Source organism: Streptomyces sp. NPDC043726, from assembly GCF_056436565.1.
The window spans coordinates 167,556-182,602 of the sequence record NZ_JBWKCI010000004.1 but is presented as its reverse complement, the minus strand read 5'-3'; the positions used below and the strand labels follow the sequence as shown (position 1 = coordinate 182,602).

The window sequence follows — 15,047 nt, the reverse complement described above, 5'->3', positions numbered from 1 at the left end:
GTGCGCGGTACACCCACCGCTAGCGTGCGGTGCATGACCTCTACCGAGTCCGCAGCCCACCCCCGCTTCGCCGCGGCCCTCACCGAGCTGGGCCTGGACGAGCTGAACGCCGGGATCCGCCGCTTCCCGGAGGCGACCCGCACGGCCGAGGAGGCCGCCGCGGCGATCGGCTGCGAGCTGAGCCAGATCTGCAAGTCCCTGATCTTCGCCGCGGACGGCGAGCCGGTGCTGGTCCTCATGGACGGCGCCTCCCGCGTCGACATGGAACGGGTCCGCGCGGAACTCGGCGCCGAGAAGGTGACCCGGCCCAAGGCGGACGTCGTACGGGAGACCACCGGGTACGCCATCGGCGGCGTGCCGCCCTTCGGGCACCGTACGAGGACGCGGGTGCTGGCCGACCGGTCGCTGCTCGACCACGACGTGGTGTGGGCCGCGGCGGGGACGCCGTACACCGTCTTCCCGATGGAGCCCAAGGCCCTGATCGCCCATGCCGGCGCCACCGTGGTGGACGTGCGCGAACGCACCGCGTGACGCCGCTGGTCGCCACGGCCGTCCTGCTCGCCGCGGTCACCCACGCCGGCTGGAACGCCCTCGCGCACCGCATCCCCGACAAGCTCGTCGGTTTCGCCCTGATCTCGGGCGGCGGAATGCTGATCGGCCTCGCCGCCGTGCCGTTCACCGCCTTCCCGGCGGCCGGGGCGTGGCCGTACCTGCTCGCCTCGGCGGCCGTTCACATCGCGTACTACGCCCTGCTGATGCGGTCGTTCCGGCTCGGCGACTTCGGCCAGGCGTATCCGATCGCGCGCGGCACGGCACCCCTGGTGGTGACGGTCCTCGCCGCGCTCTTCGCGCACGAGGTGCCCGACGGCTGGGCCGCCGCCGGGATCGCGGTGTCCTGCGCCGGCCTCACCGGGGTCGCGCTGTGGGGGCTGCGCGGGCACCGGCCGAACTGGGCGGCGATCGCCGCGGCCCTCGCGACCGGCCTGACCATAGCCGCGTACACGGTCGTCGACGGCCTCGGCGTCCGCGCGGCGGGCACCTCCCTGGGCTACATCGCGTGGCTGATGGCGGCTCAGGGGTCGGTGCTCCCGCTGTACGCGCTGTACCGGTGGCGGGGCGAGACTCTGGCGCGGCTACGGCCCTTCGCCACGCTCGGCCTGCTCGGCGGACTGCTGTCGGTGCTCGCGTACGCCCTCGTTCTGTGGGCCCAGACCCGGGCGGCCCTGGCACCGATCGCCGCGCTGAGGGAGTCCTCGATCATCGTGGGCGCGGTGATCGGTGCGGTGTTCTTCAAGGAGCGGTTCGGAGCGCCGCGCGTCGTGGCCGCGGCGCTGCTGGTGCTGGGCATCGGGCTGATGCTGCGAGCGGGGTAGGGCACAGCGGTGGTGCGGAGCATGGCTGGAGGAGCACCCTGGAAGGAGGTGTTCCGGAGGTGATCGTCATGATGCACACCGCAGTGGGATGGCACGTCGAGCTCGAGTTCCAGGAGGACCAGACACACACGCGGGCAGCGGCGATGGTACGGCTGCCCGACGGCACCGAGGTACGGGCTCAGGGTCACGCGAGCCGCCACCACACCGACGCGAATCAGCCACGGGTCGGGGAGGAGATAGCGGCGGCGCGGGCCTTGAACGAACTCGCCATGCAGATGCTGACCAAGGCGCACAGCGAGATCGACCAGGCCTCGGGGCGCACGTCGCACCCGATCCACGTGTAAGTAGCGCACGCCGAGACGCGGGGCGCGTGGACGTGTCTACGCGCCCCGCGTGAGCGCCTCTCGTACCGCCCGTACCAGCGCCTGCGCGCGCGGGTCCGCCGTCACGCTCTTGCGGAAGCCGTTGGTGACGTAGCCGAAGGCGATGCCCGAGTCGGGGTCGGCGAAGCCGAGCGCGCCGCCGCGGCCGGGGTGGCCGAAGGAGGTGGGGGAGAACAGCGGGGACGCGCTGCCGTGCAGCATGTAGCCGAGCCCGAAGCGCGTGCCCACGACCAGCACCCGGTCCGGACCCGCGGACTGCTCGCCCCGGGCCAGTTCGACCGTCCCGGGGGTGAACAGCCGCCGTCCGCCGTCGACTTCGCCGATCAGCGAGGCGTAGACGCGGGCCAGGCCGTCCGCGGTGGCGATGCCGTTGGAGGCGGGCAGGGCCGCGGCGCGGTACGCCGGGTCGTTCTCGTCGGGCAGCGGCGTGATCGCGGCGAAGGCGCGGCGGGTCAGGGAGTCCGGGTCGGCGTAGGCGTCGGAGACGGCCCGCTTGGGGCGGGTGCGCAGGCCGCCGGCGGCCTCAGGTCCCTCGACCTTGCCCACCCGGCCCACCCGCGGTGCCACGGCGTCCGGGAGTCCCAGCCAGAAGTCGGCGCCCACGGGCCCGGCGATCTCCTCGGCGATCCACTCACCGATCGTCCGCCCGGTGACCCGGCGCACCAGTTCCGCGGTCAGCCAGCTGTACGTCTGCGCGTGATAGCCGTGCGCGGTGCCCGGCTCCCACGCGGGCGCCTGCGCGGCGACCGCCTCCGCGCCGAGTACGGGATCGGCCGCCTGCTCGGGCGTGAGCGGCCGGTCCAGCACCGGCACCCCGGCCCGGTGCGCGAGGACGTGCCGGACGAGCGTGTGCTCCTTGCCGGCCGCCTTGAACTCCGGCCACCACCGGCCGACCGGCGCGTCGAGGTCCAGCTCCCCGCGCTGATGAAGCAACAGGAGTACGGCGGCGGCCACGCCCTTGGTCGCCGAGCGCACGATCTGCGCGGTGCCGCGCTCCCACGGCGCCGTTCCGTCGACGTCCCGGGTGCCGCCCCACAGGTTTACGACCCGGTGGCCGTCCCGGTAGACGGCGACCGAGGCACCCCGGTCCCCGAGCGCCTCGAAGTTCCGCCGGAACGCCTCCCTGACCGGCTCGAAGCCCTCGGCCACTGTGCCGTTCACGTCCACGCCCGTACTCCTCTACGCCCCGCTCGGTGCTGGTGCCTCCCCTTCACCCAAGCAGGATCGTCACATCGATGTTCCCGCGGGTGGCGTTCGAGTACGGGCAGACGTCGTGCGCCGCGTCCACCAGCTTCGCCGCGAGGTCCGCGTCGAGGACCGGCAGGGACACGCTCAGCGCCACCGCGAGGCCGTAGCCGCGGTGCTTGTTGGGGCCGATGCCGACCTTCGCCGCGACCGTGGAGCCGGTCAGGTCGTAGCCCTCGCGGTTGCCGACGAGGATCAGGGCGTTGTGGAAGCAGGAGCTGTACCCGGCCGCGAAGAGCTGTTCGGGGTTGGTGCCGTTGCCGTCGCCGCCGAGCTCCGGCGGCATCGCCACCTTCAGCTCGATCTGCCCGTCCTGGCTGGTCACATAGCCGTCCCGGCCGCCGTGCGCGGTGGCCTCCGCGACGTACATGATCTTTGTGGGACGGGTGTCGACAGCGGTGTCGTCGGTCATGGTCGGCCTCCCCCGGATTTGCTTGCGCACGAGTACATCGTGCACAAGGTACTGGCCGGTAGGGGTGAGGGTGCGGGCAGGGGTGGCAACCGCGGGTAACCCCCGGTGGCAACCGCGGGGCAAGCCCGGCGCGGGGAGTGGGTTCGGGCCCGTGAAGATCAGCGTGCGCGGTCTGCCGCAGCCTGCGCCCTCTCCGTGAGCCGCCACAGCTCCTCGCGCAACCGCGCGACCTCAGGCCCGTCGAGCTCCGTGGCCGCGAGCAGGGCGCCGGGTACACGCGCCGCGCGCTCCCTCAGTTCCTCCGCGCGCCCCGTGCACGCCACGAGCACCGAGCGCTCGTCGCCCGTCGCGCGCTCCCGGCGTACGAGCCCCGCGCCCTCCAGCCGCTTGAGCAACGGCGACACCGTGCCGTAGTCCAGCCGCAGCGCCCCCGCCAGCTCCTTCACCGTCGTCTCGCCCCGCTCCCACAGCACCAGCAGGACCAGGTACTGCGGATACGTGAGACCGAGTTCGTCGAGCAGCGGCCGGTACGCGGCCGTCACCGCGCGCTGGGCGGCGTACAGCGCGAAGCACAGCTGCTCGTCGAGCAGCGGGGACCCGGCGGCGCGACCGTTCTCGTCGTCTCTCACGCGCCCATTGTCACGGACGGCCCGGAGCCGCCGGCACCGAACGCGGGTCGAAGCCGAAGGGCAGCTCGAGCCGGTGCGCGCGCATCAGCTCCTCGTCCGCGAGCAGTTCGCCCGTCCTGCCGTCCGCGGCGATCACGCCCTCGCTGAGGACCAGCGACCGCGGGCACAGCTCCAGGGCGTAGGGCAGATCGTGCGTGACCATCAGGACGGTCACGTCCAAGGAGCGCAGGATGTCGGCCAGTTCACGGCGTGAGGCGGGGTCCAGGTTGGAGGACGGCTCGTCCAGGACCAGGATCTCCGGCTCCATGGCCAGCACGGTCGCCACCGCCACCCGGCGGCGCTGCCCGAACGACAGATGGTGCGGCGGCCGTTCCTTGAACTCCGCCATGCCGACCCGGGCCAGCGCCCGGTCCACCCGCTCCTCCAGCTCGGCCCCCTTCAGCCCGGCCGCCGCCGGACCGAACGCCACGTCCTCGCGGACCGTCGGCATGAAGAGCTGGTCGTCGGGGTCCTGGAAGACGATGCCGACCTTGCGCCGGATCTCCGCCATGTGCGCGCGCCCCACGGGCAGTCCCGCGACCTTCACCGTGCCGGTGCCGCCGGTGAGGATGCCGTTGAGGTGCAGCACGAGCGTCGTCTTGCCGGCGCCGTTCGGGCCGAGCAGCGCGACGCGCTCGCCGCGCCCGACGGAGAAGTCCACGCCGAACAGGGCCTGGTGGCCGTCGGGGTAGGCGAAGGCGAGGCCGGAGACCTCCAGAGAAGCAGTCACAGCGTCCATCCCAGCAGACATACGACGAGGGCGGCGAAGGGGAGGGCGAGGGCGTACGTCCACTGCGCCCGGGACGCGGTCACCTCGTCGATGACCGGCATGGCACCGGCGTACCCGCGGCTGACCATCGCCAGGTGGACGCGCTCGCCGCGTTCGTAGGAGCGGATGAACAGCGCGCCCGCCGACTTCGCGAGCACCCCCCAGTGCCGTACGCCCCGCGCCTCGAACCCGCGTGACTCGCGCGCGATCCGCATGCGCCGCATCTCGTCGGTGATGACATCGCCGTAGCGGATCATGAAGGACGCGATCTGCACCAGCAGCGGCGGGAGCTTCAGGCGCTGGAGGCCCAGCAGGAGTTCCCGCAGTTCGGTCGTGGAGGCCAGCAGCACGGAGGCGGCGACGCCGAGGGTGCCCTTGGCGAGCACGTTCCACGCGCCCCACAGGCCGCTGACGCTCAGGGACATGCCGAGGACGTCGACCCGTTCGCCCTCCGCCACGAACGGCATCAGCACCGCGAACGCGACGAACGGCACCTCGATCAACAGTCGCTTGAGCAGGAAACCGGCGGGCACGCGCGCGACGGAGGCGACGACCGCGAGCAGGACGGCGTACAGCCCGAACGCCCACATCGCCTCGCGCGGGGTCGACACCACGACCACCACGAACGCGAACGTGGCGGCGAGCTTGGTGTGCGGCGGCAGACCGTGCACGGGCGAGTGCCCGTGCCGGTACAGCCGGTGCGCGTGCCCCGCGCCCACGTCAGATACTCGTGTTGGCGGGCGAGGCGGACGAGCCCGACGAGGCGTCCTCCGGCGTACGCCGACGGCGCACGGCCCAGAACACCGCGCTTCCCGCGACGACCGTGACCCCGACGCCGATGACGCCCGCCAGCCCCCCGGACAGGCGGGCGTCGTCCACGTCCTTCACGCCGTAGTCCGCCAGCGGCGAATCGGCGTAGGCGTGCTCCTCGGCCTTCTTGTCGATGCCGTTGTCGGTCGCGACCTTCTCCAGGCCGTCCGGGTCGGCGGAGGCGTAGAAGCTGACGAAGCCGGCGAGGACGAGCGAGGTGACCAGGCCGGTGATCCACAGCCCGCGGCGGGAGGTGCGCGCCGCGACGGGCGCCGTGCGCGCCCCCTCGGGCTCGTCGTCCCGCGCCGGTGCGTCGACCAGCTCGCCGTTCACGCGCAGCCGCAGGCGCTGACGCAGGTCGCGCGCGCCGTACACGAGATCCGGGCGCACCGCGATCACCGCGCCCACCGTCAGCGCCGTGATCGCCGCCTCGCCGATGCCGATCAGGATGTGCACGCCGACCATCGCGCCGGCGACCTTGCCGATCGAGACGTCGGTGGTGCCGCCGATGGCGTACATGAGCGTGAAGGCGAGGGCTGCCGCCGGCACCGAGAACAGCGCGGCGACGAAGGACGCGACGGTCACCGAGCGGCGGGTGCGCGGCAGGATCTTCACCAGGCCGCGGAAGAGGCCGTAGGCGACGACCGTCGTCACGACCGCCATGTTGGTGATGTTCACGCCGAGCGCGGTCAGACCGCCGTCGGCGAAGAGGATGCCCTGCATCAGCAGGACCACCGACACGCACAGCACGCCGGTATAGGGGCCGACAAGGATCGCGGCGAGGGCGCCGCCGAGCAGATGGCCGCTGGTCCCCGCCGCGACGGGGAAGTTCAGCATCTGCACCGCGAAGATGAACGCGGCCACCAGGCCGGCCAGCGGGGCGGTGCGTTCGTCGAGCTCGCGGCGCGCGCCGCGCAGGCTCACGGCGACCGCGGCCGCGGCGACCGCTCCGGTCGCGACCGAGGTGGGGGCGTCTATGAATCCGTCAGGCACATGCACCGTTCGATCATAGTGGCTTGTTGCGAACGGTTTGCAAGAGCGTGTGACCGAAAAGAACCGGCGCAGGGTCTCCGGCCCGAGAAGCGCCCGGCGCGAAATATGCGACATTGGAGGGAAAGCGGATTTACAGCTTTCATACAGGTCGCTGAGCGTAAGGGGCCTTCCGATGTCCGTAGTCGAGCAGTACGCACGAGCCCACATCGTCACGGACACCGACGTCCGCGTACAGGAAGACCGCGACGCCGTCCCCGTGGTCCTTCGCTACGACCCCGATCTGGATCCCCGCGCGGTGCGGTTCGGGCTGCCCGGGGCGCACGAGTGGACGTGCGACCGGTCGCTGCTGGAACAGGGACTGCGCGCCCCGGCCGGCAGCGGTGAGGTACGGGTCTGGCCGTGCGGCCGGGTCCAGGCGGTGGTGGAGTTCCACTCCGCGCAGGGCGTCTCGGTCGTGCAGTTCGACAGCAAGGCACTGCTGCGCTTCCTGCGCCGTACCTACATAGCCGCCGCCGAACCCGTACGCGGCTGAACCCGCCCGGGACCGAGCGCCCGGCCTCAGCCCCCCACCTTCAGCAGTGCCGCCACGATCGGCCCCGCCGTCTCGCCGCCGTGGCCGCCCGCCTGGACGACCCCGGCCGCGGCGAGGTCGCCCCGGTACGCGGTGAACCAGCCGTTCGGCTTCTTCTGCCCGTCGACCTCCGCCGAGCCGGTCTTCGCGCCGACGTCCCCACCCACCCCGGACATCGCCTCGGCCGCCGTACCGTAGGCCGCCGTGTAGGCCATCAGCTCGCGCAGCTGGGACAGCGTGCCGGCGGACATCGTGCGCGCGGCGGTCGCCAGCTCGCGGCCGTCCACGTCGGGCGAGACCAGGTAGGGCTGGTGGAAGACGCCCGACTTCACGGTCGCCGAGACCGACGCCATGTTCAGCGGGTTCATCCGCACCCCGCCCTGCCCGATCAGCTCGGCCGCCATCTGCGCCTGCGACTGCACCGGGACCGCGCCGTCGAAGGTGGAGACGCCCACGGACCAGTTGTTCAGGCCGAGTCCGAACACCTGCTGGGCCTGCTCGGTCAGGCTGTCGTCGTCGAGCTCGGGCGCCTGGCTGATGAAGGCGGTGTTGCAGGAGCGGGCGAAGCTCGCCTTGAAGGTGCCGCCCTTGATCAGGAACTTGTCGTCGTTCTGGAACTTCCAGCCGCCGTAGGTGAAGTACTTCGGGCACGGGTGCGCCTCGTTCGCCGACGCGAGCCCCTTCTCGATCAGCAGCGAGGAGGTGATGACCTTCATCGTGGAGCCGGGCGCGAGGGAGCCCTGGAAGGCGGTGTTGAAGCCCTTGGACGCGTTGGCCACGGCCAGGATCTCGCCGGTCGAGGGACGCAGCACCACCACGGAGGAGCGCGCCTTCTTGGCGACCTGCTCCTCGGCGGCGGCCTGGAGGGTCGGGTTCAGCGTCGTCTTCACCGTGCCCGGGGTGCCCTCGCTCAGCTCCAGCAGCGTCTTGTCCGCCGACTTGGAGCCCTTGCCGCGCACCACGCGCAGCTCGATGCCCGCCTTGCCGCCGGCCGTCTTGCCGTACTTCTCGCGCAGTCCGTCCAGGACCGTGCCCAGCGAGGGGTACTTCGCGGCCGTCAACTCGCCGCCGTCCCGGTCGAGCGCCTTCACCGGCGGGGTCCCGGACTCGCCGGTGACCAGGGTGTCGCCGTCCTTGAGGTCGGGGTGGACGACGGAGGGGGCCCACTGGACGACCGGCTCGCCGTCGCCCTCGCGCCGTACGACGGTCAGCGCGCTGTCGTAGGCCAGCGGCTCGCTCAGCTTCTCGTACGTCACCGTGCCCTTGACGGCGAAGGGGACCTTGGCGCCGGCCGGGGTGCCCGCGGCCAGGGTGACGCCTTTGACGTGGGCGTCCTTGGTGTAGCCGGTGAGCAGCTTCTTCGCGGCCGCCGCGTCGTCCGTGGCCGCCGCCGCCCCGGCGGTGTCGCCCTGCTGCCAGGCGGTGAGGAAGGCCCGGGACGCGCCGGCGACCTCCTTCGCGGAGAGCGGGCCGGTCTTGACCGTGTCCGCCTTCTCGTTGGCGGCCGCGTTCTGCGTGCGGTCCTCGTCGCCGTACAGCGCCCAGCCGGCGATCCCGGCGCCCGCGACGACGACCACGGCGACCGCCCCGCCGACCAGTACGGCGGGACTCGTCCTCCGTCGCTCGGCGACGCGCCTTCTCTTGCCCACAGCCTTCGCTCCTCCGCGAATTCCCCAGGGTCCCCGTTGCCCTCGACCATCCAACGACGGCACCACCCTAGAGTCCCGTCCTGAGCGCGTGACTTCAGCCACCCGCGGCGTACGGGCCGCACCTCCCGAGCGCGGCGCCGTCAGCCACCGACCGCGCGCACGGGCCGTACGTCCCGCGCGGGGACGCCGTCAGTCACCGACCGCGCGCACGGGCCGTACCTCCCGCGCGGAGCGCGTCAGCCGCCCGCCGCCAGTACGGCCCGTACGATCGGGCCCGCCGCCTCGCCGCCGCGGCCGCCCGAGACGCTCATCGCCGAGGCGGCGACGTCGTTCCGGAAGCCCGTGAACCAGCTGTTGGCGGCCTTGCCGTCGACCTCGGCGGAGCCGGTCTTGGCGCCTATGTCGCCGCCGAGCCCGGACATCACCTGCTGGGCCGTGCCCTGGGTCGCGGTGAGCCGCATCATCTGCTTGAGCTGGGACGCGGTGTTCGCCGACAGGCCCTGGGCGGTGGCCAGTTCGCGGCCGTCCAGGTCGGGGGAGACGAGATAGGGCTGGCGGAAGGTTCCCGTGATCGCGGTGGCCGTGACGGACGCCATGTTCAGCGGGCTCATCTGGACCTGGCCCTGGCCGATGGCGTTGGCCGCGCGGTCCGGGCCCGCGGAGGCGGGCACGCTGCCGTCGAAGGAGATGATGCCGGTCTTCCAGTCGTCCTTGCCGAGCCCGAACCGCTCCTGCGCCTCCGCCATGAGCGAGGCGTCGGTCAGCGGCTTCTCGTCGACGAGCTTGATGAACCCGGTGTTGCAGGACCGCATGAACGTGTCCGCCAGGGTGGCGCTCTCGTTGGCGACCAGGCCCGGCAGGTTCTTGAAGGTCTGGCTCTGCCAGGTGGCGGTGTCCGGGCAGGGCGCGGGGCTGTTCATCGAGGCGACACCGTTGTCGATGAGCATGGCCGCGGTGACGATCTTCATCGTGGAGCCGGGCGCGACCCGCCCCTCGAAGGCGGCGTTGAACGCGTCCTCGCGGTGGTTGGCGACCGCCAGCACCTCGCCCGTGCTCGGCTTGACGGCGACGACGGAGGACTCGGCGTACTGCTTGACCGCCTGCTCGGCCGCCGCCTGCACGCCCGCGCTCAGCGTGGTGCGCAGCTTGCCCGGCTCGCCCTCGGCGAGCGTGAGCAGCGGGGTGTCGGCGGCGCCCTCGGCCGCGTGCCGGATCACCAGCTCGACGCCGGGAGAGCCCCCGGCCTTGTCGCCGTACCGGTCGCGCAGGGTGTCCAGGACCGGCCCGAGCGAGGGGTACTTCGCCTTCGTCAGCACCTGCCCGTCGCGGTCCACGGCCTCGATGGGCGGGCTCGCCGACTCGCCGGTGACCAGGGTGTCGTCCTTCTTCAGCTCCGGATGGACCACGGCCGGGTCCCAGTCGACCAGCGCCCGCCCGGAGGTCTTCCCGCGCACCACCTTCAGCTCGCTGTCGTAGCGCAGCGGTTTCGTCTTCCCGTCGTACGACACCTTCGCCGCGACCGAGAAGGGCACGACCCCGCCGTTCGCCTTCCCCGGCGTGATCCTCACGTCGGTGATGTGCGCGTTCTCGCCGTACGCGGTCAGCAGCGGCTCGGCGGACTGCGCGAAGTCCGTGTACGAGGCCGCCTCAGCGGCCTGACCCTTCTCCCAGGCCGCGAAGAACTTCCCCGAGGTCTCCTCGACCTCGTCCCCGCTGGGCGGCCCGGTCTTCACTTCCGCCGGTCCGCCTCCGTCACCGCTGACCGCGGACACGATGTTGTAGGCGCCGTACCCGGCACCGCCCACCATCACCGCGAACACTCCGCCGATGACGGCGGCCTTCACCCCCTTGCCCATTGGGCTGTCCCCTCCCCGTTTCCCCATTGGTCCTTCGCACTGTAAGGGGAGGCTGTGACAAGGGAGACGGGAGTTTCCCGATCGTTAGACCCAGGTATCCAGCCACATCCGTGAACGCCAGTCGTCCATCGGGATCGACGTGCCGGTGTACAGGGGCCAGAAGTAGATGAAGTTCCAGGCGATCAGCAGCACCAGGACGCCCGCGCCGGTCGCGCCCGCGACCCGGCGGGTCTCGCTGGATCCCGGTGGTCCGACGATCGCGCCGAGCAGCATCGCGACGGCCAGGCACAGGAAGGGCAGGAAGACGACGGCGTAGAAGAAGAAGATCGTCCGCTCCTGGAAGAAGAACCAGGGCAGATAGCCGGCCACGACGGCACAGGCGATGGCGCCCGCGCGCCAGTCGCGGCGGAAGAACCAGCGCCACAGCACGTACAGCAGGGCGAAGCAGGCCACCCACCACAGCAGGGGCGTGCCGATCGCCAGCACCTCGCGCGCGCACTTCTCGCCCGCGTCGGCGGGGCAGCCGTCCTTGCCGGGCGCGGGGGACTCGTAGAAGTACGACACCGGGCGGCCGGTGACGATCCAGCTCCAGGGGTTGGACTCGTAGGTGTGCGGGGAGCTGAGGCCGACATGGAAGTCGTACACCTGGTGCTCGTAGTGCCACAGGCTGCGCCACCAGTCCGGGAACAGCCACGACCAGTCGCTGTGCTTGCCGTCGGTGGCGGCCCAGTCGCGGTAGTAGCCGCCGGAACCGTCGGTGGCGGAGAGGATCCAGCCGGTCCAGGACGCGATGTAGGTGACGATCGCCACCGGCACGGTGGCGACGAAGGCCAGGCCCAGGTCGTGCTTGAGCACCGCGAGGTGCGGGTGGCGGGCGCCCGCCACCCGGCGCGAGCCGACGTCCCACAGGACCGTGAGCAGGCCGAACGCGGCCAGGAAGTACAGGCCGTTCCACTTGGTGCCGATGGCCAGGCCCAGCATCAGGCCCGCCGCCCAGCGCCATGGACGCCACCCCAGGGACAGGGTCTCGGCGATGTGCGCGTCGGGGCGGACCCGGCCGTCCGCGTCCACGGGCAGCGCCGCCGCCAGCCTCTCGCGCGCCTTGTCGCGGTCGATCACGAGACAGCAGAACGCGGCCAGCACGAAGAACATCAGCACGCCGTCGAGCAGGGCGGTCCGGCTCATCACGAAGTGCAGTCCGTCCACCGCCATCAGCGCGCCCGCTAGACAGCCGAGGAAGGTCGAGCGGAAGATCCGGCGGCCGATCCGGCACAGCATCAGCACCGACAGCGTGCCGAGCAGCGCGGTCATGAACCGCCAGCCGAACGGATCGAACCCGAAGATCAGCTCGCCCAGCCCGATGACGTACTTGCCGACCGGCGGATGCACGACGTACGCCGCGTCCGAGGGGATGTCGACCTTGTCGCCCAGGGACAGCACCAGGTCGTTGGCGTTCTTGTCCCAGTTGACCTCGAAGCCGCGGTGGACGAGCGCCCACGCGTCCTTGGCGTAGTACGTCTCATCGAATATCACCGCCTTGGGGCTGCCCAGGTTCCAGAACCGCAGCACGCCCGCGAACAGCGTGACCAGGAGCGGACCGCCCCAGCCCGACCAGCGCACCAGCCGCTCGGCGAGCGTCGGCGGCAGGCCGATCAGCGTCCACACGCGCGTGCCGGGCCGTACGTACGGGGGCACCAGGCGGTCGCGGACGTCGGTTCTGGGCCCCGCCGGGTATCCGAAGCGGCGCAGCCGCTGCTGCCACGAGGGCCGCTGGTCCTGCGGCGCCTTGCCCTGCCGGGTGTCCGTGGAGTCCATGGACGAGGCTGTACTGGTCACCGCGCCATCGTAGGGAACCCTTCTGTGGGAGTCCCGCGCATGGCGCCTGCGAGGATGGAAACGTGACAGGAACCCTTGTTTTGGCAGGCACCCCGATCGGCGACATCGCGGACGCCCCGCCGAGGCTGGCCGAGGAGCTGGCCGGCGCGGACGTGATCGCCGCCGAGGACACCCGGCGGCTGCGCCGGCTGACCCAGGCGCTGGGCGTGACGCCCAAGGGCCGGGTGGTGTCGTACTTCGAGGGCAACGAGTCCGCCCGTACGCCCGAACTCGTCGACGAGCTGCTCGGCGGCGCGCGCGTGCTGCTCGTCACGGACGCGGGCATGCCGTCGGTGTCCGATCCCGGGTACCGGCTGGTCGCCGCGGCCGTCGAGAAGGACATCAAGGTCACCGCCGTACCCGGCCCCTCCGCCGTCCTGACGGCGCTCGCGCTGTCCGGGCTGCCCGTGGACCGGTTCTGCTTCGAGGGGTTCCTCCCGCGCAAGGCCGGTGAGCGGCTCTCGCGGCTGCGGGAGGTCGCCGGGGAGCGGCGCACGCTCGTCTACTTCGAGGCCCCGCACCGGCTCGACGACACCCTCGCCGCCATGGCCGAGGCGTTCGGGCCCGAGCGGCGGGCCGCGGTGTGCCGGGAGCTGACCAAGACGTACGAGGAGGTCAAGCGCGGCCCGCTCGGCGAACTGGCCGAGTGGGCGGCCGAGGGCGTGCGCGGGGAGATCACCGTCGTCGTCGAGGGCGCGCCGGAGAAGGGCCCCGAGGAGATCGGGCCCGAGGAGCTGGTCGCCCGGGTGCGGGTGCGCGAGGAGGCGGGGGAGCGGCGCAAGGAGGCCATCGCGGCGGTCGCGGTGGAGGCGGGGCTGCCGAAACGGGTGGTGTTCGACGCGGTGGTGGCGGCGAAGAGCCGCTGACCTGTCCGGGGCCGCTCGCCATGCCGGGGTAAAGCGGTCGGGGTGTTTCGGCAAGGAACGTCCAAGGCGATGCCAACAGTGCACAGCTCGCGTGCATTCGTCCCGGCCGAGGAGTCCACTGACGACAGGGGCGCGACCCGCCCCGTCAGCGGACCAACTGGAGCCGGCATGAGTGACACCGCAGGACAGATCCGCCTCCGCACCGCGGCGACCCCCGTCGTCCACGAGTCGTATTCCTTCGCCTGCATGCGCTGCGGGCACGGCTGGGAACAGTCGTACGAGATCGAGCACCACACGGACGCCGACGGGCAGGAGTTCGTCCTGTACGTGGCGGACGGCCGGGTCGTCCCCTCCCCGCTTGGCCGACCCACCTGCCAGAACTGCGACGGCACTGTCGTACGGCTCCTGCGCGCGGGCCAGGTCTCGTCGGTGCGCGAAGCACAGCGGGCGCACGGGCCGGACGGGGAACGGCACCACTGGCACCTGTCCGGGCTCCTCCACCCCTTCCAGCGCCGGGCGAGCTGACATGCGGGGCGTGCCCCTTTCGTAGGATCGGGGCATGCCTTCCTCCAGCTCCAGCTCCAGCTCCAGCGACCGCGACAAGAACGCGGCGCCGCCGCTCCCGGAGCCCCTGCGGGTGCCGGTCGCCGACTCCCACACCCACCTCGACATGCAGTCCGGGACGGTGGAGGAAGCGCTGGCGAAGGCGGCGTCGGTCGGCGTGACGACCGTGGTGCAGGTCGGCTGCGACGTGCGCGGCTCCCGGTGGGCGGCGGACACGGCCGCGGCGCACGACAACGTCCACGCGGCCGTCGCCCTGCACCCCAACGAGGCCCCGCGCATCGTCCACGGCGACCCCGACGGCTGGTCCCGGCAGGGGGCGCGCGAGCCGGGCGGGGACGCCGGACTCGATTCGGCGCTCGCGGAGATAGACGGGCTGGCGGCGCTGGGGCACGTGAAGGCCGTCGGCGAGACGGGCCTGGACTACTTCCGCACCGGCGACGAGGGCAAGGAGGCGCAGGAGCGCTCCTTCCGCGCCCACATCGAGATCGCCAAGCGGCACGGCAAGGCGCTGGTCATCCACGACCGCGACGCCCACGCGGACGTGCTGCGGGTGCTGAAGGAGGAGGGCGCCCCCGAGCGGACCGTCTTCCACTGCTACTCCGGCGACGCCGAGATGGCGGAGATCTGCGCCCGCGCCGGATACTTCATGTCCTTCGCCGGCAACGTCACCTTCAAGAACGCCCAGAACCTGCGGGACGCGGTGGCCGTGGCCCCGCTGGAACTGCTCCTGGTGGAGACCGACGCGCCCTTCCTGACCCCGGCGCCCTACCGCGGACGGCCCAACGCCCCCTATCTCATTCCGGTCACGGTGCGCGCGATGGCCGCCGTGCGCGGGATCGACGAGGACGCGCTGGCGACGGCGCTCGGCGCGAACACGGCACGCGCCTTCGGCTACTGAGGCCGGGCTCCCCGCCCGGGGCCCGGACCCCGCTCGGTCACCTCGTGTAGTCGCGTCGCTTTGGAGAGTGACACTCGCTCCGCTAGGTTCTGGGGGCCCGATCGGGACCCCTCTG

Annotated in this window: 16 protein-coding genes; 7 read left to right on the top strand and 9 right to left on the bottom strand. The window is 72.1% G+C overall.

Translation table 11 applies throughout. The annotated features are described in order from the left end of the window. Positions 1-33 precede the first annotated feature (33 nt). From AC068Z_RS13140 to AC068Z_RS13130, 3 genes are all read left to right on the top strand, one after another. Entirely contained in the window at positions 34-531 is a 498-nt protein-coding gene (locus tag AC068Z_RS13140) for a YbaK/EbsC family protein (protein WP_478554694.1), read from the top strand. Beyond that, positions 528-1,373 carry an EamA family transporter gene (locus AC068Z_RS13135; RefSeq protein WP_478554693.1) on the top strand — a complete coding sequence of 282 codons (846 nt, stop codon included), beginning with the start codon at positions 528-530 and terminating at the stop codon, positions 1,371-1,373. Before AC068Z_RS13140 ends, AC068Z_RS13135 begins: the two co-directional genes overlap by 4 nt. Positions 1,374-1,441: 68 nt before the next feature. Then, positions 1,442-1,717 (top strand): DUF1876 domain-containing protein, encoded by a 276-nt coding sequence (locus tag AC068Z_RS13130; protein WP_478554692.1) that lies wholly within the window; start codon positions 1,442-1,444, stop codon positions 1,715-1,717. Positions 1,718-1,753: 36 nt separating this feature from the next. On the opposite strand, the gene AC068Z_RS13125 is transcribed toward AC068Z_RS13130, so the two are convergent. The 6 genes from AC068Z_RS13125 to AC068Z_RS13100 all read right to left on the bottom strand — a co-directional run bounded on the left by AC068Z_RS13125 (position 1,754) and on the right by AC068Z_RS13100 (position 6,659). Further along, positions 1,754-2,923, bottom strand: a complete 1,170-nt coding sequence (locus AC068Z_RS13125; protein ID WP_478554691.1) for a serine hydrolase domain-containing protein — start codon at positions 2,921-2,923, stop codon at positions 1,754-1,756. A gap of 43 nt (positions 2,924-2,966) precedes the next feature. Beyond that, a complete protein-coding gene (locus AC068Z_RS13120) occupies positions 2,967-3,413 on the bottom strand; it encodes an organic hydroperoxide resistance protein (protein ID WP_478554690.1) in 447 nt (148 codons plus the stop codon). Between the two features lie 158 nt (positions 3,414-3,571). Continuing rightward, positions 3,572-4,042 (bottom strand): MarR family winged helix-turn-helix transcriptional regulator, encoded by a 471-nt coding sequence (locus tag AC068Z_RS13115; RefSeq protein WP_478554689.1) that lies wholly within the window; start codon positions 4,040-4,042, stop codon positions 3,572-3,574. 10 nt (positions 4,043-4,052) lie between these two features. Continuing rightward, positions 4,053-4,820 (bottom strand): energy-coupling factor ABC transporter ATP-binding protein, encoded by a 768-nt coding sequence (locus tag AC068Z_RS13110; RefSeq protein WP_478554688.1) that lies wholly within the window; start codon positions 4,818-4,820, stop codon positions 4,053-4,055. Further along, entirely contained in the window at positions 4,808-5,569 is a 762-nt protein-coding gene (gene cbiQ, locus AC068Z_RS13105) for a cobalt ECF transporter T component CbiQ (RefSeq protein ID WP_478554687.1), read from the bottom strand. Before cbiQ ends, AC068Z_RS13110 begins: the two co-directional genes overlap by 13 nt. Position 5,570: 1 nt before the next feature. Beyond that, positions 5,571-6,659, bottom strand: coding sequence for an energy-coupling factor ABC transporter permease (locus AC068Z_RS13100; RefSeq protein ID WP_478554686.1), 1,089 nt, complete (start codon positions 6,657-6,659; stop codon positions 5,571-5,573). A 166-nt stretch (positions 6,660-6,825) separates the two neighbouring features. On the opposite strand from AC068Z_RS13100, the gene AC068Z_RS13095 reads away from it, so the two are divergent. Next, entirely contained in the window at positions 6,826-7,185 is a 360-nt protein-coding gene (locus AC068Z_RS13095; RefSeq protein WP_478554685.1) for an SsgA family sporulation/cell division regulator, read from the top strand. A gap of 26 nt (positions 7,186-7,211) precedes the next feature. Here AC068Z_RS13095 and AC068Z_RS13090 read toward each other — a convergent pair whose 3' ends face one another. The 3 genes from AC068Z_RS13090 to AC068Z_RS13080 all read right to left on the bottom strand — a co-directional run bounded on the left by AC068Z_RS13090 (position 7,212) and on the right by AC068Z_RS13080 (position 12,565). After that, positions 7,212-8,873 carry a penicillin-binding transpeptidase domain-containing protein gene (locus tag AC068Z_RS13090; RefSeq protein ID WP_478554684.1) on the bottom strand — a complete coding sequence of 554 codons (1,662 nt, stop codon included), beginning with the start codon at positions 8,871-8,873 and terminating at the stop codon, positions 7,212-7,214. Between the two features lie 236 nt (positions 8,874-9,109). Next, positions 9,110-10,729: a penicillin-binding transpeptidase domain-containing protein gene (locus AC068Z_RS13085; protein WP_478554683.1), complete on the bottom strand. Its 1,620-nt coding sequence runs from the start codon at positions 10,727-10,729 to the stop codon at positions 9,110-9,112. An 84-nt stretch (positions 10,730-10,813) separates the two neighbouring features. Next, a complete protein-coding gene (locus tag AC068Z_RS13080; protein ID WP_478554682.1) occupies positions 10,814-12,565 on the bottom strand; it encodes a dolichyl-phosphate-mannose--protein mannosyltransferase in 1,752 nt (583 codons plus the stop codon). A gap of 62 nt (positions 12,566-12,627) precedes the next feature. Between AC068Z_RS13080 and rsmI the strand changes: the two genes are divergently transcribed. The 3 genes from rsmI to AC068Z_RS13065 all read left to right on the top strand — a co-directional run bounded on the left by rsmI (position 12,628) and on the right by AC068Z_RS13065 (position 14,932). Continuing rightward, positions 12,628-13,470: a 16S rRNA (cytidine(1402)-2'-O)-methyltransferase gene (gene rsmI / locus AC068Z_RS13075; protein ID WP_478554681.1), complete on the top strand. Its 843-nt coding sequence runs from the start codon at positions 12,628-12,630 to the stop codon at positions 13,468-13,470. 168 nt (positions 13,471-13,638) lie between these two features. Beyond that, positions 13,639-13,995, top strand: a complete 357-nt coding sequence (locus AC068Z_RS13070; protein ID WP_478554680.1) for a hypothetical protein — start codon at positions 13,639-13,641, stop codon at positions 13,993-13,995. A gap of 34 nt (positions 13,996-14,029) precedes the next feature. Then, positions 14,030-14,932 carry a TatD family hydrolase gene (locus AC068Z_RS13065; protein ID WP_478554679.1) on the top strand — a complete coding sequence of 301 codons (903 nt, stop codon included), beginning with the start codon at positions 14,030-14,032 and terminating at the stop codon, positions 14,930-14,932. Positions 14,933-15,047: the final 115 nt, after the last annotated feature.